The sequence below is a fragment of the Methylotenera sp. N17 genome, assembly GCF_000799155.1.
Classification (GTDB): Bacteria; Pseudomonadota; Gammaproteobacteria; order Burkholderiales; family Methylophilaceae; genus Methylophilus.
Map to the genome: position 1 here is coordinate 2,731,913 of NZ_JUGE01000001.1, position 21,754 is coordinate 2,753,666.

At 47.0% G+C, this 21,754-nt stretch carries 18 protein-coding genes and 1 pseudogene; 10 read left to right on the plus strand and 9 right to left on the minus strand.

Annotated elements, in window-relative coordinates; translation table 11 throughout:
* The first annotated feature begins 1 nt into the window (after position 1).
* From soxZ to ahpF, 3 genes are all read left to right on the plus strand, one after another.
* Entirely contained in the window at positions 2-766 is a 765-nt protein-coding gene (gene soxZ, locus FG11_RS13790; RefSeq protein WP_047535566.1) for a thiosulfate oxidation carrier complex protein SoxZ, read from the plus strand.
* Between the two features lie 185 nt (positions 767-951).
* Positions 952-1,515, plus strand: coding sequence for an alkyl hydroperoxide reductase subunit C (gene ahpC / locus FG11_RS13065; protein ID WP_020183565.1), 564 nt, complete (start codon positions 952-954; stop codon positions 1,513-1,515).
* A 142-nt stretch (positions 1,516-1,657) separates the two neighbouring features.
* On the plus strand, positions 1,658-3,241 hold the full coding sequence (ahpF, locus tag FG11_RS13070) for an alkyl hydroperoxide reductase subunit F (RefSeq protein ID WP_020183566.1): 1,584 nt from the start codon (positions 1,658-1,660) through the stop codon (positions 3,239-3,241).
* Positions 3,242-3,386: 145 nt separating this feature from the next.
* On the opposite strand, the gene FG11_RS13075 is transcribed toward ahpF, so the two are convergent.
* The 3 genes from FG11_RS13075 to FG11_RS13085 form a co-directional block, all read right to left on the minus strand.
* Positions 3,387-5,039 (minus strand): NAD(P)/FAD-dependent oxidoreductase, encoded by a 1,653-nt coding sequence (locus tag FG11_RS13075; protein WP_047535568.1) that lies wholly within the window; start codon positions 5,037-5,039, stop codon positions 3,387-3,389.
* A 63-nt stretch (positions 5,040-5,102) separates the two neighbouring features.
* A complete protein-coding gene (locus tag FG11_RS13080) occupies positions 5,103-5,708 on the minus strand; it encodes an HdaA/DnaA family protein (protein ID WP_025223609.1) in 606 nt (201 codons plus the stop codon).
* 12 nt (positions 5,709-5,720) lie between these two features.
* Positions 5,721-6,827, minus strand: a complete 1,107-nt coding sequence (locus tag FG11_RS13085; RefSeq protein WP_025223610.1) for an AI-2E family transporter — start codon at positions 6,825-6,827, stop codon at positions 5,721-5,723.
* Positions 6,828-6,915: 88 nt separating this feature from the next.
* Between FG11_RS13085 and purM the strand changes: the two genes are divergently transcribed.
* The 6 genes from purM to FG11_RS13115 all read left to right on the plus strand — a co-directional run bounded on the left by purM (position 6,916) and on the right by FG11_RS13115 (position 13,017).
* Positions 6,916-7,965: a phosphoribosylformylglycinamidine cyclo-ligase gene (gene purM, locus FG11_RS13090; RefSeq protein WP_025223611.1), complete on the plus strand. Its 1,050-nt coding sequence runs from the start codon at positions 6,916-6,918 to the stop codon at positions 7,963-7,965.
* A gap of 82 nt (positions 7,966-8,047) precedes the next feature.
* On the plus strand, positions 8,048-8,764 hold the full coding sequence (locus tag FG11_RS13095; RefSeq protein WP_047535569.1) for a DUF3108 domain-containing protein: 717 nt from the start codon (positions 8,048-8,050) through the stop codon (positions 8,762-8,764).
* Complete coding sequence (locus tag FG11_RS13350; RefSeq protein ID WP_152604075.1) at positions 8,757-9,902, plus strand: DUF3108 domain-containing protein; 1,146 nt, start codon at positions 8,757-8,759, stop codon at positions 9,900-9,902. The genes FG11_RS13095 and FG11_RS13350 overlap by 8 nt, the downstream gene beginning before the upstream one ends.
* Entirely contained in the window at positions 9,899-11,224 is a 1,326-nt protein-coding gene (locus FG11_RS13105) for an RsmB/NOP family class I SAM-dependent RNA methyltransferase (RefSeq protein WP_025223614.1), read from the plus strand. The genes FG11_RS13350 and FG11_RS13105 overlap by 4 nt, the downstream gene beginning before the upstream one ends.
* A gap of 3 nt (positions 11,225-11,227) precedes the next feature.
* Complete coding sequence (locus tag FG11_RS13110; protein WP_047535572.1) at positions 11,228-12,469, plus strand: dicarboxylate/amino acid:cation symporter; 1,242 nt, start codon at positions 11,228-11,230, stop codon at positions 12,467-12,469.
* Positions 12,470-12,480: 11 nt separating this feature from the next.
* Entirely contained in the window at positions 12,481-13,017 is a 537-nt protein-coding gene (locus FG11_RS13115) for a GNAT family N-acetyltransferase (protein WP_020183576.1), read from the plus strand.
* Between the two features lie 19 nt (positions 13,018-13,036).
* On the opposite strand, the gene FG11_RS13120 is transcribed toward FG11_RS13115, so the two are convergent.
* From FG11_RS13120 to ampD, 3 genes are all read right to left on the minus strand, one after another.
* Entirely contained in the window at positions 13,037-16,144 is a 3,108-nt protein-coding gene (locus tag FG11_RS13120; protein ID WP_047535574.1) for an efflux RND transporter permease subunit, read from the minus strand.
* 151 nt (positions 16,145-16,295) lie between these two features.
* Positions 16,296-17,381, minus strand: a complete 1,086-nt coding sequence (locus FG11_RS13125) for an efflux RND transporter periplasmic adaptor subunit (protein ID WP_047535576.1) — start codon at positions 17,379-17,381, stop codon at positions 16,296-16,298.
* 9 nt (positions 17,382-17,390) lie between these two features.
* Positions 17,391-17,954, minus strand: coding sequence for a 1,6-anhydro-N-acetylmuramyl-L-alanine amidase AmpD (ampD, locus tag FG11_RS13130; protein WP_020183579.1), 564 nt, complete (start codon positions 17,952-17,954; stop codon positions 17,391-17,393).
* A gap of 81 nt (positions 17,955-18,035) precedes the next feature.
* Here ampD and FG11_RS13135 point away from each other — a divergent pair, with 81 nt between their 5' ends.
* The gene (locus FG11_RS13135; protein ID WP_047535577.1) at positions 18,036-19,040 is read left to right on the plus strand and encodes a sodium:calcium antiporter; all 1,005 of its coding nucleotides are present in this window, start codon (positions 18,036-18,038) and stop codon (positions 19,038-19,040) included.
* A gap of 22 nt (positions 19,041-19,062) precedes the next feature.
* Here the strand turns inward: FG11_RS13135 and FG11_RS13140 are convergent, their stop codons facing one another.
* The 3 genes and pseudogenes from FG11_RS13140 to FG11_RS13730 all read right to left on the minus strand — a co-directional run.
* Entirely contained in the window at positions 19,063-20,460 is a 1,398-nt protein-coding gene (locus FG11_RS13140; RefSeq protein WP_020183581.1) for a sigma-54-dependent transcriptional regulator, read from the minus strand.
* An 8-nt stretch (positions 20,461-20,468) separates the two neighbouring features.
* Positions 20,469-21,554: a two-component system sensor histidine kinase NtrB gene (locus tag FG11_RS13145; RefSeq protein WP_052185054.1), complete on the minus strand. Its 1,086-nt coding sequence runs from the start codon at positions 21,552-21,554 to the stop codon at positions 20,469-20,471.
* Positions 21,505-21,754: pseudogene (locus tag FG11_RS13730) on the minus strand (sensor histidine kinase); the annotation flags it as partial. The pseudogene FG11_RS13730 and the gene FG11_RS13145, both read right to left, overlap by 50 nt.

A 21,754-nucleotide genomic window follows, 5' to 3' on the forward strand; every position in this document is an offset into this window, starting at 1 on the left:
CATGCAACGTCGTACGTTTCTGCAATCACTGTTTGGTTTAATGCTCTTGCCCGTGAATGCCATAGCCGCAGCTTGGAATAAGGCTGCTTTTGAAGCGAGCACGTTACAGCAAGCCACAGCAGGGCTCTCTATTCAGACGGAAGTACCCAGTGACCAGATATCACTGCTTGCGCCCGATAAAGCTGAAAATGGTGCCGTGGTGCAAATCGAAATGGTAAGTCGTATTCCTAACACCGAAGCAATGGCATTGTTTGTGGCTGACAACCCCACCCCGCTGATTGCCAATGTGATGTTTGCCGCTGGTACGCAGCCCAAGTTGGTCACACGGATTAAAATGGCGCAAACTTCACAAGTAAAAGTGGTGGCCAAAGTAGGTGATCGCTATTTCACGACAAGCAAGCAAGTAATTGTGCTAGAAGATGGCTGTGGCGGAACGGACACCGATGCAAAGTTTGAACCTAGCATGAAAATGCGCGCTAGGCTGGTGGGGGAGGTGACAGAAGTGAAGCTGATTATTGTGCACCCCATGACCACCGGGCGCAGTAAGAATGCCGCAGGAGAAATCATCCCAGCGCATTTTATGCAAACCATCACGGCCACCTTACATGACAAAGTGGTGCTTGAAGCGCATTGCAGTACGGCGATATCTAAAAATCCTTATTTTACGTTTTATGTGACGGGTGCCAAGCTAGGTGACCAAATCATGGTGAAATGGCAGGATAATATGGGATATGCAGGTCAGGGGCAGATAGCGGTCGCTGTTTAACTCACTAGCCGAGCTTGGGCAGTTCGAGCTTCGAGGTTATAAAACTGCCATGTCGAGCAGCGTACATTTGTTATGCATAAATTAAATTTATCACACCAATTAATACAATCAATTTTACTTAACTATCACGCATCATTACAATGCGTACATAGATTTTATAAACCACTAGAAAAAAGGAAATAACCATGTCACTGATCAACACACAAGTACAACCATTTAAAGCGCAAGCGTTTCATAACGGTAAATTTATTGAAGTGACGGAAGCTAGCCTAAAAGGCAAATGGTCTGTGATTATTTTTATGCCTGCAGCGTTTACATTTAACTGCCCTACAGAAGTAGAAGATGCAGCGGACAACTATGCTGAATTCCAAAAAGCGGGTGCAGAAGTATACATTGTTACAACCGATACACACTTCTCACACAAAGTGTGGCATGAGACTTCACCAGCTGTGGGTAAAGCAAAATTCCCACTGGTAGGTGACCCTACACACCAATTAACACGTGCATTTGACGTGCATATTGAAGAAGAGGGTTTGGCACTACGTGGTACGTTTGTGATTAACCCAGAAGGCGTGATTAAAACACTGGAAATCCATAGCAATGAAATCGCACGTGATGTAAAAGAAACATTACGTAAATTAAAAGCAGCGCAATTTACAGCTAGCCATCCTGGTCAAGTATGCCCGGCTAAATGGCAAGAAGGCGCGCAAACATTAACGCCATCATTAGATTTGGTTGGTAAGATTTAAGCGACTGCCTGTAAGTGAGTAATCACGGCCACTTTAAGACACAATCTTAGAGCGGCGGCAAAAGAGAAGGGCATTATTCAAAAGATAATGCCTTTTATTTTCCACGCACCTTTTACGGTGTTATTGATTGAAGAGAGTCATCATGGCATTAGAAAACAATATTAAAACGCAATTACAAGGTTATTTGCAGATGCTACGCGAGCCAATTGAATTGGTCGCATCATTAGACGATAGCGCTGGCGCAAAAGAAATGCAGGAGCTGTTGGAAGAGATTGCCAGCATGTCTGACAAAATTACGCTAGTGCATGAAGCAGATGCGCGCAAGCCCTCATTTGCCGTACGTCGTGCTGCCAACCACAAAGATGCGGCGAAAGCGGTAGGCGTTCGTTTTGCCGGTATCCCGATGGGGCACGAATTTACCTCGCTAGTGTTGGCGTTGTTGCATACTGGCGGGCACCCGATGAAACTGGAGCAAGAAAAAATTGACCAGATTGCAGCGATTGAAGGCGAGTTCCATTTTGAGACTTATATCTCATTAAGCTGCCATAACTGTCCGGATGTGGTGCAAGCGTTGAATATGATGTCTGTGATTAACCCGCATATCACCCATGTGATGATTGATGGCGCTTTGTATCAGGATGAAGTCAAAGCAAAAGACATTATGTCTGTACCCACCATCTTTTTAAATGGTGAGGTATTTGGTGCTGGCCGTATGGAGCTTGAGGAGATTTTGGCCAAAGTTGACACTGGCGCGGTAGCACGTGCGGCGAAAAAGTTGGATGCAAAAGCCCCTTATGATGTATTGGTCGTGGGTGGTGGTCCAGCCGGTTCGTCAGCAGCGATTTACTCTGCGCGTAAAGGCTTTAGAACTGCCATAGTGGCAGAACGCTTTGGTGGACAAGTGATGGATACGCTTGGCATTGAAAACTTTATCTCTGTCAAAGAGACCGAGGGGCCAAAACTGGTGGCTGCGTTGGAAGAGCATGTGAAATCGTATGATATTGAGATTATTAACTTGCAACGTGCCAATGCCCTGAGCGAGCCAGGTAAAGACGGTAATAAAAATCACGATTTGATTGAGCTGAAATTAGACAGCGGTGCTACGCTCAAAAGTAAATCGGTGATCTTGGCAACTGGCGCACGCTGGCGCGAGCTGAATGTGCCAGGTGAAAAAGAGTACCGTGGTAAAGGTGTAGCGTACTGCCCGCACTGTGATGGACCGTTGTTTAAAGGTAAGCCTGTAGCTGTGGTGGGTGGGGGTAACTCTGGTGTAGAAGCGGCGATTGATTTGGCTAATTTTGTCGGCCACGTTACGTTATTGCAGTTTGATACGACATTGAAGGCCGATGCGGTATTACAGAAAAAATTGCATACACTCCCTAATGTCACTGTGATTACCAGCGCCCAAACCACAGAAGTGACGGGCGACGGCACTAAAATGAATGGCTTGACCTATACCGACCGCGTCACGGGTGAATCCAAACATTTAGCGTTGGATGGCGTGTTTGTGCAAATTGGTTTAGTGCCCAATACCGATTGGTTAAAAGGCACAATCAATTTAAGCAAGTTTGGTGAGATTGAAGTTAATCACCATAATGCAACCTCATTGCCGGGCGTATTTGCTGCGGGCGATGTGACAACCACACCATATAAACAAATCATCATTGCCATGGGCGAAGGCTCTAAAGCGGCACTTGGTGCGTTTGATTATATGATTAGGCAGTAGTTAAGAAGTAGTTGAGAAGTAGTAAAGCAGTAGTGAAGCAAGCGTAAGCGTTAAGTTCCAAAGAAAAAGGGTGGCGTGATGCCACCCTTTTTTTGTTCACGGTTATCTAATTTACATAAACGTGAATAGTCGTATTGATAATACACTAAGGTTGCGTATTCATGCTTAGTGCAACGGCCTCAGCCACTTTAATCCCGTCCACCCCAGCCGATAGAATGCCCCCAGCGTAGCCTGCGCCCTCACCACATGGGAAAAGGCCCTTGGTGTTGATGCTTTGCAGCGTGTCGTCATCACGCTTAATACGAATAGGTGACGAAGTGCGCGTTTCCACACCAGTGAGTACAGCATCGGGAAAGTCAAAGTCTTTGATCTGTTTGGCAAACGCTGGAATGGCTTCGCGCATGGCGGTAATTGCAAACTCTGGCAGCGCGGTATCTAAATTGGTCAGGTGCACGCCAGGGGTGTAAGACGGCATCACTTCGCCCAATTGAGTGGATGGACGGTTGGCCAAGAAGTCACCAATCAACTGTCCTGGCGCTTTGTAGTTGCTGCCTCCCATCACATAGGCATGGCTTTCTAGTTGACGTTGCAAAGCCATGCCAGCTAATGGGCCATAGGGGCTAGATTCTGGCGGGAAATCTATCTCTGGTGTAATACCCACGACAATACCAGCGTTAGCATTACGCTCGTTGCGGCTGTACTGGCTCATGCCATTGGTAACCACACGTTCTGGCTCTGAGGCTGCCGCAACCACGGTGCCACCGGGACACATGCAGAAACTATAGACGCTACGTCCATTTTTGGCATGATGCACTAGCTTATAATCGGCTGCGCCCACCTTGCTGAGTAAGTCGGAACTCAAGCTCTTGCCATAGCGTGCTTTATCAATAAGTGATTGCGGATGCTCCATGCGAAAGCCAATAGAGAACGGCTTGGCTTCAATATAAATACCACGCTTGTATAGCATCTCAAACGTATCACGGGCGCTATGCCCAACTGCCAATACGACGTGTTGGGTACTAATGGTTTCGCCACTATGGAGTGTCAGTCCCTGCACTTGTCCGCGTTCAATATGAATATCGTCCACGCGGCTTTCAAAACGAATCTCCCCACCCAGCGCAATAATGCTGCGACGCATTTCTTCTACCATTCCTACTAAACGAAAGGTACCGATATGCGGATGGCTCACATATAAAATCTCTTCCGGCGCCCCAGCTTTGACAAACTCTTGAATGACCTTGCGCCCATAGTGCTTAGGGTCTTTGATTTGGCTATAGAGCTTGCCGTCAGAGAATGTACCAGCGCCACCTTCACCAAATTGCACGTTAGATTCAGGATTTAGCACACTTTTGCGCCACAAACCCCAAGTGTCTTGCGTGCGTTTGCGTACCTCTTTGCCGCGCTCCAATACAATAGGCTTAAACCCGGCTTGTGCAAGAATGAGGGCAGCAAAGATACCGGCAGGGCCAAAGCCAATCACCACGGGGCGGGGCGTGTTGACATGGCTGTCTTTGGTAATCGCTTTGTATTCTGTATCTGGCGCAGGTTTGATGTGCGGGTCTTTTTTAAACTTAGCCAGAATTTTGGCTTCGTTTTTAACTTGTACATCTAAGTTATACACATACAAAATCGCATGCGATTTACGTGCATCTACGCCGCGTTTGAAAATAGAAAATTGGATTAAATCAGAAGCCGGGATATCCAAGCGTTTAAGCAGCGCAGCTTTGATTTGATCGTCTTGGTGTTTGAGCGTATCGGCTTGCTCAATAGGGAGTTTAATTTCTGTAATACGTAGCATGGTTAACCTTGTGGATAGTAGTTATCTATCAAAACGACATTTTACTACAGGGCATGTAATCAGCTAAATACCTAAATCCAGTTGTAATAGTTTTTTAAGCATGGGGATGGTCACCGGTTTTTTTTCAGTCAATGACCATTCATCTAAAGCGTCTAGCACTGTCATCAGTGTGGGTAAATCACGTCTTAAATAGCGTAGGCAGTAATCGACTACTTCATCCGGTAGCCGCATGCCACGTTCTTGCGCATGCGATTTCAGTGCTTGCGCTTTTTCTTCATCGGTGAGGGGGTGTAATTGGTACACCAGTCCCCACGCCAATCGGGTGGCTAAGTCATCGCGCAATCCCATTTGTGTGGGTGCGTATAGCCCAGCCGTAATCAAGGTTTCGCCTTGCTCTTTAAGTTGATTGTAGCGGTTAAATAGTGCGATCTGCGCTGTCTCGCTTAACAAGTGCACATCGTCCGCAATATGCGCGCCAAGCGCTTGTGCTGCTGCAAGTAAATGTGATTTACCGCTACCGGGTTCGCCCCAGATATACACAAATCGACTCGGTGCCGTGCCTTGAATGGCTGCATATACATTGCTGATGGCTTCTTGATTATTGCCCGCCACAAAGTTGTGCAGGCTAGGCGGCGCTGGGGGTTGAATATCCAGTAATAGTTGCTTCATGGTCGTTGCAACTTATTTTAGATAGGCATCGCTATTCAGGTAATTGTCTTTGGTGTGACGCAAACCGACAGCAATCGCTGCGCTGACAGGTAGCGCCAACAATACACCGGCAAAGCCAAACAGCTGACCACCGGCCAATAAAGCCAAAATCACAATCACCGGATGCAGACCGATACGCTCACCCACCAGCAGCGGTGTTAGGAAAAAGCTCTCAATAAACTGGCCTAATCCAAACACAATCAATACCGGTACAACTTCTGCAAAAGAGCTGAACTGCAAAATGGCCAATAGCACGGCCAAAATAAATGCAAGTGCAAACCCTAAATAAGGCACAAAACTGAGTAAGCCAGCAATCAAGCCAATGGAAAGTGCCATGTCTAAGCCGACCAGCCATAAACTGATGCTATAAAATACGCAAAGCGCCAACATGACAGACAGTTGCCCACGCAAAAATTCGGCCACCACTTGGTCGACCTCTTTAGCAATGGTGGTGACGCCATCAATCCAATCGCGCGGAATCAATTCACCTACATGGGAGACCAGTTCATCCCAATCGCGTAATAAATAAAAGAACACGATAGGGAATAAAAATAAATTAGCCAGCAAGCCAATAAAAGCCAAGCCTTGCGTGCCTGCCGTTTTTAATATTTCGCTAACGATATCCCCAGTGGTCTTCCAGTTTTTGGTGATGATATCTTGCAAATGGGAGCTGTCTATCGCCATGCTAATACCGAGTTTAGACTGTAGCCAAGGCTCTACAGAATGACGTAGGTTATCCACCATCACGGGTAAGCGTTCTACAATGAGTAACGATTGTTTTTGCAATAGAGGGACTAAAATTAAAAACAAGATAACGATCGCAAGCAAGAATCCCAATAACACTAAGGTGGTAGCGATGGTACGCCCCATGGAATAGTTGCCCACTTTTGTGTCACTTAGCCAGTCCACCAGCGGGTCGCAAATATAGGCCAAGACAGCTGCAATCAGGAATGGCGTCAGAATCGGGCTAAGCAAATAAATCACAAAAGCGATGAGCCCCATAAACACTAACCAACGGTAGTCACGTTTGTGTGGCGCGTTTTTGCTATTTTCTGCGTTGTTTTTTGGTTGATTAGCCATAGTGAGTTAAAATTACGTTTTTAAAATTATACTGACATTAACTTAGTTTAATTCAAAGTTCCCGCAATAAATTGAATCGAGACGCATTTTGAGCACACCATCAGACCAAAACACCTCTATTACCTACCGCGATGCCGGCGTGGATATTGAAGCAGGCGATGCTTTAGTAGAGCAAATCAAGCCCTTTGCCAAGCGCACCATGCGCCCGGAAGTATTGGGCGGTATTGGCGGGTTTGGCTCTTTATTTGCAGTACCTAAAAAATTCAAAGAACCGATTTTGGTGTCTGGCACAGACGGCGTGGGTACTAAACTTAAATTGGCATTTGAGTTAAATAAGCACGATACAGTTGGTATTGATTTGGTTGCCATGAGTGTCAACGATATTTTGGTACAAGGGGCTGAGCCATTATTTTTCCTCGATTACTTTGCTTGCGGCAAACTAGAAGTCGGCACAGCAGCTTCTGTGATTAAAGGTATTGCACAAGGCTGTGAGCAAGCAGGTTGTGCTTTGGTGGGTGGTGAGACTGCAGAAATGCCTGGTATGTACCCGGCCGGTGAGTATGACTTAGCCGGTTTTGCCGTAGGTTGTGTGGATAAAGCCAATTTAATCGATGGCAGCACGATTGCCGAAGGGGACGTGGTGTTGGGCTTAGCTTCAAGCGGCGCGCACTCCAATGGTTATTCATTGATTCGTAAACTGATTGAAAAATCCGGCATTGATTTTGCGTCGGATTTTCATGGCAAACCATTTAAAGATGTGGTGATGGCCCCGACTAAGATCTATGTGAAATCCTTGCTAGCCTTGCTGGAAGCGATGCCGGTGAAGGGCATGGCGCATATCACCGGTGGTGGTATTACGGAGAACGTGCCGCGCGTATTACCAGAAGGTTTAACGGCAGAAATTCAAGCCAGTAGCTGGACGCTGCCACCATTATTCCAATGGTTAAAAGCGCAAGGCAATATTGCAGATATTGAAATGTATAAAACCTTTAACTGCGGCATTGGCATGGTAGTAGTGCTTGCACCTGCTGATGCAGAAAAAGCTACGGAAATTCTGACTAAGGCTGGCGAGACTGTGTATTCGATAGGCCGCATTCGCGCGCAGCACGTGGGTGAAGCACCGACAGTAGTAGTTTAATCGGATGGTGGTGTAGCTTGTTGTCTAAATCGCTGACCATGCGTTATCCATGTTCATCATGCTAAGAGTTGAGAGTGATTAAATGAATAATGGAAATTTAAATATCGCAAAACAAATGCGTATCTGGGTGTGGGTCATGGCGGTGTTAGTTGGCACGGTGCAAGCTGCGTATGCGGCGCCCAAATCGGTCAAGCTTGTTTACGAAGTAAAACGTGATGGGCAGAGTTTTGGTCATGTGACAGAAACCTATACCCAAAGCGGCAAGCAATACAAACTGGAATCCATCACCAAAGGTAACGGCGTCTATGCCTTACTGGGCGAGCGCAAGTTGCTAAGCCAAGGTGATGTGACCAAAGAGGGGTTGCGTCCCAAACACTTTGAATCGCTACAAAGTACCAATGCCAAGAAAACGCTGATCAATGATTTTGACTGGCAAGCACGTATGTTAAGCATGCAAGTTAAAGGTAACAAAGAGCAGGTCGCATTGGTGCCTGGCACACAAGATTTGCTAAGCGTGATGTATCAGTTTATGTTTAAGCCGCCAGCAGTGGGTCAGCTGAAGCTGCCAGTTACCACTGGTAAGCGTTTAAGAACGCATCAATATCAGGTGAGTGCGCAGAGCGCAAAACTGGTCACGCCCGCTGGGGAATTTAAAGTATTGGAGCTGACTGAAATAGATGATGCCGATGCGAAGAAGATTTATCTAGCCACAGAGAAATACGCGTTGCCCGTCAAAATTGTGGTGCAGGACGATGGTGCGACTATTGAGCAACTGTTGACGAAAATGACTATTGAGTAAATTGAACTGGCATAGCATCAAGGCTTGGTGGTTTGATCCAACGACAAAGCGACTTGGGTATGCTGTTCTGCTCTCTACGCTACTACATTTTTTATTCATAGAGCAGTCTGGCTGGGTAACGCTATCTAAATTTCCCAGCCCATTTCAGTCGATAGATGCCGAGCTAGTGGCGTTGCCTCCTCACCCAGTTGCTGCGCAGCAACAGTCGGAAACTGCACTCAATGAGCAGGCGCAGGCTGAACCAGCAGTGAAAGAGCTGCCAGAAACCGTGACAGAAAATGTAGCAGAACCTGTGCCGGAATCTACCACTTATGCGCCAGCATCTTCTGAACCGCTGGTGGATGAAGCTGTGGTTGAAGTAGCGTCGTCAGAAGTAATAGCGCCGGAGGCAGCAGGTGCTGAAGCAGAGCAAGCGCTCACTTTGCCGGATACGACTGCTGATGTGAAGAAGCCTCAGCCTTTTACCATGGTTGAAACAGATTTTGATGTGTTGGTGAATCACAGTCCAGAGCGGGTGGGGACGGCTAAAATTCGCTACGCTAAAAGCAATGATCAACGCTATGAACTGACTTGGAGTGTCAGTCTGACAGGGTTAATTAGTCTGGTCTATCCGGATTTATTGCAAACCAGCCAAGGTAAAGTGACCGAGGCTGGATTATTGCCAGATTATTACCTATACAAATTTGGTGCGCGTGAAGAAAAATCCTATCAGGCCAGTTTTAATTGGGTAGATAAAGAGGTGGCGCTACAAAGCACCAAAGGTACCAAAAAAGTACCTATTACCGACAACGTAAAAGCTGGGCATATACAAGATTTTTTGAGTTTTATGTACCAATTTATGTTTGCACCGCCATTGGAGGATATGCAAATGTATTTAACCAATGGCAGAAAATTAAGTCTGTACGACTATGGATTTGAAGGCGAGGAATTACTGGAACTGAAATTTGGTACGGTAAACACTTACCATATTCAGCATGCCAAAGCAGATTCCGAAGATAAAACAGAATTATGGCTGGCCATGGATTATCAATATGTGCCGGTAAAAATTAGAAAAACCGAAAAAGATGGTACTGTGATTGAGCAGATTGCGACCAGATTGAAATTTGAAACGATAGAAAACGAAACCCCTTTACCATGACCCCGAATTTATTGCGCCAAGCGGCGATGTTACTCACCAATTTGCTGGATTTTAACAGCCCGGCCGATGCCAAGTTAGGCGAATTTTTTCGCAACCACCGTGAGTTAGGCACGAAAGAGCGCGCCTTTGTCGCCGAGAGTGTGTATGGCGTCTTGCGCCGCCTGCGTTATTTGAGTGTGGTTGCGGCTAACGAGGAAAATGACCCCGATGATGCACGTAAATTGATTTTGGCGTGGTTGTTGCGCGTACAAGGCAAAAGCCTGCGCGAGTTGGACGACATATTGACCGAACAGCAAAAAGAGTGGGCAATTGCGATTAAAGCGAAATCTACCGACAATTTGCCACTTGCCGTACAGGCCGATGTGCGCGATTGGTTCTGGGATAAATTGGTCGCACAATATGGCGAGACTGAAGCTTTGACCATTTGTCGTAGCATGTTTGAGCAAGCCAGCTTGGATTTGCGCGTGAATACCATTAAGGCGACACGTGAAGAGGTGCTGGCAAAAATGCAGGCCGAAAATACCGTGAAAGATAATGTGATTGCGACGACGCCATACTCTCCCATTGGTATTCGTATGGGTGCCAAATTGAATATCAGCCGCCATGTCTTGTTTACTGAGGGCAAGATTGAAGTGCAGGATGAAGGTAGCCAATTACTGAGTTATTTGGTCTCGCCTAAGCGCGGCATGATGGTGGCCGATTTTTGCGCGGGTGCTGGTGGTAAAACCTTAGCCATCGGCGCATTGATGAAAAATACAGGGCGTTTATATGCGTTCGATGTGTCAGAAAAGCGTTTGCATAACTTGGGCCAACGCCTAAAACGTTCAGGCTTGTCTAATTTGCATGCCCAAGTCATTAGTAGTGAGCAGGATCCTAAGCTCAAACGCTTGAATGGTAAGTTTGATCGCGTGCTGGTGGATGCACCGTGTAGTGGGTTGGGTACATTGCGTCGTAATCCAGATTTGAAATGGCGCCAAACCGAGCAAGATGTGCTGGAGCTGACGCAAAAGCAATCGGCTATTTTGGCCCGTGCCGCTAAGTTAACTAAGGCGGGTGGACGTTTGATCTACGCCACTTGTAGCCTATTGCGTGATGAGAATGAAGCGATTGTGGAAGCGTTTATAGAGGCGAACCCAGAGTTTAGCTTGATACCCGCTAACGAGGTGTTAGCGCATCACCATATTGCGCTGGATACTGGCCAATATTTGAAATTACTGCCACACCTTCATCAAACCGATGGCTTTTTTGCCGCCGTGTTTGAAAAACGTGCCGCCAATCCAGAAACAAAAGCCGATACTCAAGCAGATAAGGCGAGTGACTAAGCCATGCGATTCCCCAGCCTCAATATGCAAATTCTGTTGGGTGCATTATTGGGTGTTGGGGTAGGGGTCTATTTTCATGGCTTGGGTGCGCAGCACCCTACTGTGAGCACAGGCTTATATTTGTCTAATTTGGTTGGTACGCTGTTTATCGACTTACTCAAAATGGTATTGGTGCCGTTGGTGTTCTGTAGTATTGCGGTGGGTATTGCTAATTTACGTAAGCATCAGCAAATTCATAAGGTGTGGGTCAGCACACTGCTGTTTTTTACGTTCACTATGATGATTGCCATTACGTTGGGCATGGCAGCTAGTCTGTATTTCAAACCAGGTGCCGGCTTGCATATCGATATGTTTGCCAATGCGATGCAAAGCTTCGAGGCGAAGCAGATGCCTTTGTCCGAGTTCTTTACCCAATTTTTGCATGGCTTATTTGTCAATCCGTTTAAAGCGCTGGCCGATGCAAATGTGCTGGCAGTAGTGATGTTTGCGCTGATGCTAGGGGTTGCATTGATAATGGGTGGCGAGCGCTATCAACATCTGCTCAAATTGCTGGAAGAAGCGCTAGAAATCACCATGCACATTGTTGGTTGGATCATGCGCCTTGCGCCGTTTGGTATAGCTGCTTTATTAATCAAACTGGTCAGCACGCAAGATTTTGCCATACTCTCTACATTACTCACTTTTGTGTTGGTGGTAGTTAGTACCACCTTACTGCATGGCGTGGTGATTTTGCCCGGCATCATGTATGCAGTGACAAGAAAATCGCCCTTATGGTTTTGGCGCGGTGCGCGTGAGGCATTGATTACTGCATTTGCGACCAGTTCCAGCTCTGCCACCTTGCCGGTAACCATGCGCTGCACCACGCAGCATTTGCATGTGAAGCCTGAAATTGCTGGATTTGTAGTGCCACTGGGTGCGACCATAAATATGGATGGCACCGCATTATATGAAGCAGCAGCAGCGTTATTTATTGCCAATTTGGTGGGGGTGGAATTAACGTTTGCACAGCAACTGGTCGTGTTTTTCACCGCTATGCTGGCTTCCGTGGGGGCGCCTGGCATTCCCAGTGCAGGCATGGTCACCATGGTTATGGTATTGCAGTCGGTCGGTTTGCCTGCGGAAGCCATCGCCATCCTGCTACCCATTGATCGTTTACTCGATACATTGCGCACAACGGTGAATGTAGAAGGCGATATGATTACCAGTGTGGTGGTGCAAAAAATGACAGCAGAAAAAATCACATAGTAGGCATCGTTATGTTAGAAATAAGACGTGCGCAGCTGGCAGATGCAGAGGCTGTTGCCCAATTAATTAATAGTGCTTATCGAGGAGAGTCCAGCCGCGCGGGGTGGACTACCGAAGCAGATTTAGTGGATGGATTACGGACGACTGCGCAAGAAATCGTGCATCTCATTCAGCAGCCCGATTTATTTATATTGGTGGGAGAGTTGGACCAACAGCTAGTTGCGACTATTTGTTGTGAGTGTATCCAAGATGCCGGCCAACAAAAAGCCAAATTAGGCATGATCGCAGTTAAACCCAACATACAGAATCAAGGCATAGGCAAGCAAATCATTCAGGCTGCAGAAGCGCATGCGTCTGCGCAATGGTCAATCCAAGCTTATTGTATGACGGTAGTGACTGTGCGAGATGCACTCATTGCATTCTATAGGCGGCAAGGGTATCAGCCTACGGGTATAGTGCACCCGTTTCCTGAGGCCCCGGACTTGTGGCAACCAAGAGTTCACGGGCTTCAGTTTGAGTATTTTGAAAAATCTATCTTACCAACCTAAGGCATTGCGCTAGTACGTTTTATGCAAAACGCTTGAATTTGGCCAAGCCACCCATCATCAGTGAGTAAGCGGCGGGCACCACAACTAAGGTCAATAATGTGGATGAAATCATCCCACCAATAATGGCGATCGAAAGCGGTTTGTTGGTTTCTGAGCCAGCCCCCAAGCCAATCGCTGCCGGTAATAATGCCAAAATAATAGTCAGTGATGTCATCAATACTGGGCGTAAACGCACTGGGCAGGCCGTACTTAACGCTTCTTGCACACTGGCACCTTCTGCACGTAATTGGTTGGTAAGGTCTACCAATAAAATAGAGTTTTTAGCTACCAAACCAATCAGCAATACCAAACCAATCATAGAGAAAATATTGAGCGAATTGCCTGTTACTAGTAAGGCAATCAGCCCGCCAATAATGGCTAGCGGTTGCGCCAGCATGATAATGAGCGGCTGCAGAAATGAGTTGAACTGACTGGCCAATACCATGTACAACAACACAAATGCCAACACGAAGACAAATTGGAGATTTTGCATGGTTTTGCCTAGCTCTTCGGCTTGGCCGGTATATTTGAGATGGTAGCTGACCGGTATTAACTTACGCGCCGTGTCATTGACAATAGTGACCGCATCACCCAGCGATACATTGGGGTTGGCGTAAAAATTCACCGCATATTGCAAATCATAGCGCCCAATCACAGCAGCGCCCAAGGTTGGCTTAAAGCGCGCCACTGCATCAATTCGCACCAGTTCACCATTGGCGCTGCGCAAGTAAATTTTGCTTAAATCTGCGGTCTGCTGTAACTCGCCATCAGTCGTTTTTAGACGTATATCATAGCGTTGACCATCGCTGATTTTGTCGTTGTATTTGGCTACGTTAATGCCACCCACATATAAACTCACGGCGGTGGCAATTTCGTTGGCATCCAAGCCCAGTGTGGCTGCGCGTACGCGGTCAATGTCAATTTCTACCTGCGGTAAATCCAGCTGTACATCCACATCTACTTTGCCAATACTGCCATTGGCACTTAGCGTACGTTGCAGGTTTTCAGAGAGTTTGCCTAACTCTTGTAGATTGGTGCCCGTCAGGTTGAATTGCAATTTCTCAGAGCGCTGGCCACGTACAATCCCACTGGCACCGGGAATCGCACGTACGCCAGGAATCTCATCCATCTCAGCTTTAATTTCACGCGTGAGCTGTTGTTGGCTTTTGCTACGTAATTCCTTGGGTTTTAGGCGCACATTGATATTGCCTTGATTGACCTGGCCGCGTGAGCCAGCGCCAATGGTAGAGAAGTAACTATCAATCTGGTCGGTATGGCGTGCTAGCACGTCTTCCAGTAACTTCATGCGTGAGTCGGTGTAATCCAAACTAGAACCCAGCGGTGTTTTTACAGTAACGGTAAAGCTGCCTTCATCGGTTTCCGGCACAAAGTCTTTTTTAACGTACTTGAGGGTATAAAAGCCGGAAGCGCATACAAATATTACAGTCACAATCATCACCAGACCACGGTGCAATAAGGTGTAATGCAGAATCTTCTTGTACGCTTCATCCAGACTGCTCAATACACGCCCAAAGAATCGATACAGCGCATTTTCTTTGTGCGTCACGCTTAAATAACGTGAGCACAGCATGGGTGTAAGTGTGAGCGACACAAATAAAGAGACCAGCACGCCAAATGTGACCACCACGGCAAAAGATTTAAAGAACATACCCATGATGCCGTCCATAAAAATCACAGGGGCAAAAATACACACTAGCGAGAACGAGGACGCAAGCACCGCAAAAATCACTTCATTGGTACCAGCAAGCGTGGTTTGCCTGCGATAAGCATCGACCGCACGCGGGTCATTCAAGTTGAGGCCTTGCTGGCCTGTGCCTGCTTCGCCGGACATGTGGCGCAGAATACTTTCACGCACCACAATCGCGTCATCCACCACCACGCCAATCAACAGCAATAGTGCCAGTAGGGTCATGCTATTAAAGGTATAGCCAGAAAAATACATTACGGCAATCGCGCCTAGCAATGACACTGGAATTTCTAAACAAATCATCACGGTAGAACTAAAAGAACGCATAAAAATCAGCACAATCAGCGCAGCAAACAGCGTGCCTTCCACTAAGTGTTCTTTGAGCGAGGCCACCAGTTGATTAATGAAAATCGAGTCATTGGTAGAAATTTCCAGTGACAGACCTGGCGGTAGATTCGGGCGTACCTCAGTCTCTAATTTCTTAATCACATCATTGATAATTTCCACGGTGTTGGCGTTAGCAATTTTCACCATGCCCACACCTACTGTAGGCTTGCCGTTGTAGCGTGCAACTTGGCGGTTGTCGGTAATGCCGTCTTCAATTTCGGCAATGTCTTTCAGGTAAATAGGGATGCTGTTTTTTGTAGTGACGACCAGGTTGGCCAGCTCTTTGGTGGTGTGAAACTCCAAGTCTAACTTCAGCAACTGCTCGGCCTGTTGGCTGACCAAAAATCCACCAGGTAATTGCACGTGCTCACGCTTAAACGCATCGACCAAATCTGTGGCGGTCAGCTTGTAGGCAGCCATGCGCTCGGGGGAGACGTTGACGCGAATCACACGATCACGACGACCACCCAAACGCACCTCACCCACGCCATTGATGGTTTCAAATTTTTTCTTCAGCACGTTATTGGCATACAGATTCAGCTGCTGAATGGTGCGGTCGCCACTCAATGCCAGCCATATCACTGGTGAAGCGTTCGTGTCTACTTTCTGCACCACCGGTGGGTCGGTATCAGTGGGCAAGTTTTTGAGTACCTGATTGACCTTGGCTTGTACTTCGTTGTACGCCACGTCCACATTTTTTTCGATATTAAACGTAATGCTGATACTGGAAACGCCAGGTGATGAGGCCGATTGAATATGCTCGATGCCAGGCGTGGTGTTGATGGATGATTCAATGACGCTGGTAATGGAAGTATCTACCACATCCGGATCGGCACCACGTAAGGTAGTCGTGATCATAATGACCGGAAAATCAATCGAAGGGATGCGGTCTACGCCGATGCGGTTGTATGCGATGATGCCAAATAGCACAATGACGCCGGATAGCATCCAGGCAAGTACGTGTCGTTTAATCGATAGTTCAGGCAAGCTCATTTAAAAATCCAAATGTCGTCATCATGCTGGGTTCATCACAAAAAAACTGCGCCTTACCTCATTAAACATAGGCGTTGGCGCAATTGTTTGATTGCGCCTTGCTTGATATAAGGCTTTGAATTTTTAGTGGTTATTATTTGTTAAAAAAACGTTATTTGCTAATCGTTACTGGTGTTTTATCGGTTAAAAAGCCAGCACCATCAACCACAATCGTTGCATCGGGTTGCAAGCCATCAATCAATTCAATCTGACCATTTTTTTTGTACCCCGTTTTAACCACGGCTTGGTAAGCAATACCATCGCGTACCACATAGACCACTTCGCCTGCTGGGCGCAGCACTAAGCTTTGTTCGGGGATCATCAGCGCGGCGGATTCCTCACCAAGCACCACGCTTCCATTGACGGTTGCGCCAGGTTGCCAGCCCGGTTCGTTCACAACATCAGCAATCACATCTATAGTGCGGCTACCTTCTGCAATCAAAGGTTTTAGTTCATGGATAACCGTTTCTACCGTTTTGCTACTGCTAGGCGTGGTTAAGCGTACTTTTAACCCTGGTTTGAGCTTGGCACCGATATGCTCCGGAAAAGGCAAATGGGCGCGCAATTTTTGTCTGGAGATAATTTGCATGATGGGGTCGCCCACGCGCAAATAATCACCATCACTCACCACTCTGGTTTCTACTGTACCGTTCACCGGGGAGACAACTCGTGTTTTACTGCTATTGTGGTTGATGCTGCCCACTCTGGCTTTGGCGGCTTCCAGCTGTTGCTTCAATACATTTTGCTGTGCTTTGTCATTATCCACCGCTGTTTGCGCAATAAAATTTTTATCTACCAACGCTTGGTTACGCGCCACAATTTTGGCTTGATTTTCCAGCAATGCTTGAATGCGATTAATTTCTGCTTGCGCCTCATTGCGCTGCATGGCGAAGTCGGCCGCATCTATCGTCGCCAGCAATTGACCTTGTGTCACATGCTCGCCCGGGCCAACGTGTACTTTGACGACGCGTCCTGCTACTTCTGCAGCCACGGTGGGATCAATCAAACCTTCTAGCGTACCAACGGTATCTTCTGTAAGTTCGACAGCCTGCTTTTTGATGGTAGTGACCGTCACCAAGGTCGGTTTCATGCCGTTTTTATCAGCTGCTTTTTCTTGCTGGGTGCTGTCCTGATTGCTGCATGCGCTAGACAGAATGACGATGGAGGCCAGTATCAGGCGCGAATAAAATGTGTGCATATGGATGATTTAAATTTTTATTAAAGTATTCACTTTGTCCCAGTCAAAATAAGGGCCGGGGTCTGTTTTACGTCCCGGCGCAATATCTGCATGGCCTACCACATGTTGAATGGGATAACGTGCTATCAGTGCTTGGATCAATTGTACCAGTGTTGCGTATTGTTCCGCCTCAAATGGTGTAATGTCGCTGCCTTCAAGCTCTATTCCGACAGAGAAATCATTACAACGTTCCCTGTTCTGCCAAGTAGATGCACCAGCATGCCACGCCCGTGCCAAACAAGAGACGAACTGCATCAGGCTTCCATCGCGGCGAATAAAGAAATGAGAAGAGACTTTGAGTGCCTGAATCTCAGCGTAGTAGGGGTGTTCATCAGGGTTTAGTTGGTTGGTAAACAGCTCAATCACACCGGTACCGCCGTATTCAAACGGCGGTAGGCTGATGTTATGAATGACAATCATGTCAATCGCACACTCTGGACGCGCATCAAAATTGGGAGAGAGAATGTGCTGTATGCCATCATCGTCATCTTCACGAACGATCCAACCCGCTTGGTCAATTTCCAGTGCTTTCATGCAGCTCACTTTATTGAAATGTTATGACATCCGTTTAATACGTTAAAATACAGCACAATTTAAAATTTAAGGTCAATTGCCATGGTTTTTTTACAGTTATTTCTCATGCTCATTGTCATTTTAATCGCTGCCGAGGTGTTTACCAATGCGCTTGAACATTTAGGCGAGAAGTTGGGCATTTCCGAAGGGGTGACCGGTTCCATTTTTGCTGCCGTAGGCACCGCATTGCCGGAGACCAGTGTGCCTTTGTTGGCTATCTTTGCCGGCACATCCAATATGGAAACCAATCATGAGATTGGTGTGGGGGCGATTTTGGGCGCACCTTTAATGTTGGCCACACTCTCTTTGTTTTTAATGGGGATGTCTGTATATAAAAGCAGGACCGCGACCGGCCATTTGCGTCCGGAACGTACGGGTTTGGTACGTGATTTAAACTATTTTATCGTTGCCTTTTTACTGGCAGCGGTTGCGCTTTATATTCCACATGAGAAAGATCTGTTCCGCTACATGCTAGGCTTTGGCATGGTGATGATTTATGTGGTGTATGTATGGCAAACCATTCGCGCCTCTAAGGGCTTGGTAGCAGAAGGGCACGCCACCGAGGCCGAGAGCGATATGTTTTTATGCAAAATTGGATTACCTAACAACATGGTGGTGATCGTCCTGCAATTATTGTTAGGTCTGTTATTACTACTAGCTGGTGCAAAAGGCTTTATCAACGGGGTAGAGTCTGCGGCCGAGATTCTTGGTATTTCTGCATTATTGCTGTCTTTGTTGATTATCCCAATTGCGACTGAGTTGCCGGAAAAAGTGAACAGTATTTTATGGATACGCAAGGGTAAAGATACGCTGGCATTTGGCAACATTACCGGTGCCATGGTGTTTCAGGGCACATTGCTACCGGCCATTGGTATTATGCTCACGCCATGGGTGCCGCGTAAAGAAGTGCTGATTGGGATTGTACTAACGCTATTGGCGGCCGTTTGGTTGCGTATCATGGCAAGCCGCAAAGGTGGCTTACGTGTTTGGCATTTGATGCTCAATGGCGCTTTGTACGTGACGTATTTATTTATTGTATTGAGCTAACCTGTAGCGTAGTGTGAGGCAGTTAAGACAATTCGTCTTCTGCCTCGCCGTCTTCCTCTTCTCCATCTTTGGCTAAGCCCAGTTTAGACAAACGGTAACGTAACGTACGGAAACTGATCCCCAATAGTTTGGCGGCAGCCGTTTTGTTGTTGTTGGATTTTTCCAACGCTTTCAAAATAGCATTCTTTTCAATGTCTTCCAGATAATCTGACAGGCTGATGTCGAGTGATTTTCCAGGCTCAAACCCTACTTTTTCGGTAGCGCGCATTTTCAATTCGTTGCCCATAGATAAATCATCCACGGTAATCTTTTCGCCGTCACATAAAGCCAAGGCACGCTCCAGCATGTTTTCCAGCTCGCGCACATTACCGGCATAGTGCAGATTTTGAATGAAGGTATTAGCGCCCGCATCCACAGCTGGTACGTCTGCCCCTTGTGCGGCGCATAGCTTATGCAATAGCTTGTGCATCAATTCAGGGATGTCTTCTGGTCGATCACGCAAGGCAGGCATTTTGAGCTGGATGACATTAAGGCGGTAATACAAGTCTTGTCTAAACTCACCTTTTTCCATCATCTCATTCAGGTTTTTGTGCGTGGCTGAGATAATGCGAACATCGACCGACTCCTCGGCAGTGCCGCCTACCGTACGTACTTTTTTTTCTTGAATGGCGCGTAGCAATTTTACTTGCATGGCCAATGGTAAATCGGCAACTTCATCCAGAAATAGTGTGCCGCCGTTAGCCGCTTGGAACAGACCTATGGTGTCTTGTGCGGCACCGGTAAATGCGCCTTTTTTGTAACCAAAAAATTCGCTTTCCATCAGATTTTCCGGAATCGCGCCGCAGTTGACGGCAATAAACGATTTGTCTCGGCGGGAACTGTTGCTGTGAATCAGGCGTGCTGCTAACTCTTTGCCGCTACCGGATTCACCACTGATATAGACCGGTGCTTGGCTTCTGGCCAGTTTGCTAATCATTGTCCGTACATACTGCATCGCGGGCGATACGCCAATGAGATCGACAGTATTGGTGGTTTCCGATTTAGTCGAGCTGGATAATTTAAGCGCAGACTCCACTAAGGGCCGGAGTTGGCTGAGTGAGATAGGTTTGGTTAAATAGTCAAACGCGCCTGCTTTTAATGCCGACACTGCATTTTCTGCGCTGCCGTAGGCGGTAATCACAGCCACTGGTAGCCCGGTGTGGTTGCTGGCAATGTACTCGACCAGCTCTAATCCCAGCCCGTCTGGTAAGCGCATGTCCGTCAGGCACAAGTCATATTCTTTTTGGCCAAGCATATGCTTGGCATCGGTGATGTTGCTAGCACTGTCTGCTTGGATATTCATGCGTTCCAGCGTGAGTACCACCAATTCACGGATATCGGTTTCGTCATCTACAACTAAGCAACTATGAGGTTGTGCCATGATGTTTATTACACCTTATTAATATTGAGCGTAAACACAGTGCCTGTATTCGCTGTAGTAAAGTCAAGTTTAGCGCCATTGGCTTCGGCAAGCTCTCTGGCAATATACAATCCTAATCCTGTACCGCTTTTTTCTGTCGTCATAAATGGCTCAAATAAATGCGATTGTATGCTCGGCGCAATGCCTTCACCATCATCAATGATTTGAATATTGACAAATTGCGATTGTCGACCGGATTTAATGGCTAATACTAAGCTCCCTTTGTTTTTTTGGCAGTGCCGCCAACCATTCTTACATAAATTCCACAAAATTTGATTGATATGGCGGCGGTCAAAGAAAATGGCAGGGTCATCTTTGCCAAGTTTCAGTGTAAATGTCGCCGGATCAATTTTCTCCACGGCGCAGAATTGCTGGTAAAACTCGGTGATGAAGTGCTGCAGCTGAATGCTCTCTTGGTTGGTGCGGTCGCGTCGGTTGAGTTCCAGTACATCCTTGATGATTTGATCCAAACGCTGCACATTGTCGCTGATGATTTGCAACATTCTCAATGTGGTTGGATCAGAATTGTCTTCTTGCAGTAATTGATTGGCATGGCTAATTGCGCTGAGTGGATTACGAATTTCATGTGCGATATTGGCAGTGAGCCGGCCAAGTGCTGCCAGCTTCACTTGGTGTGCTTGTGTTTGTACCTGCGACCAGTCCTCTACAAAAATAATCGCACCACTGGCCCTTGATTGCGAGGTTGGTAAAAAACGTATGCCTAAATCCCGATGTGGCAGAGAAAACTTGATCGCATCGACTTGTTTGTTTTCTTGGCCCTTGTTCTCTTGTTCTGCGGCAGCCCATTCGGTCAGAAGTATGGACAGCGCAGGGGTGAGTGCAGAGAGTGGTTTTTTCTGCGCAATCGCATCAGACAAATCTGCATCTGAAAGACCGGTAAGCGCAGTGAACTGTTGATTGTAATGGTTTAGCTGTTGTGCCTCTCCCACTACCAGCACGCCATTCGGCATTTCTTGGGTAATTAGAGCGTTGATTTTAGCTAAGTTAGCAATGTCCACGCCGCGCTCTGAGGCCAAGCGTTCGCTGGTTTGCATGCGTCTGGCCCAGTGTATGCGCCAACCAAGCGGTAGCAAAACACGCTACTGAGAGTAACACCGCATTGGTGTAATTGCCATTGAGTGATTCATCGAGATTTAAATTGTAGGTTTGCTCCAATAACACCCCAATACTGGCGATGGACGCGTAAAACAAGGCATAACGCCCTTCACTAATCAAACTGGCAAACACAATGGTG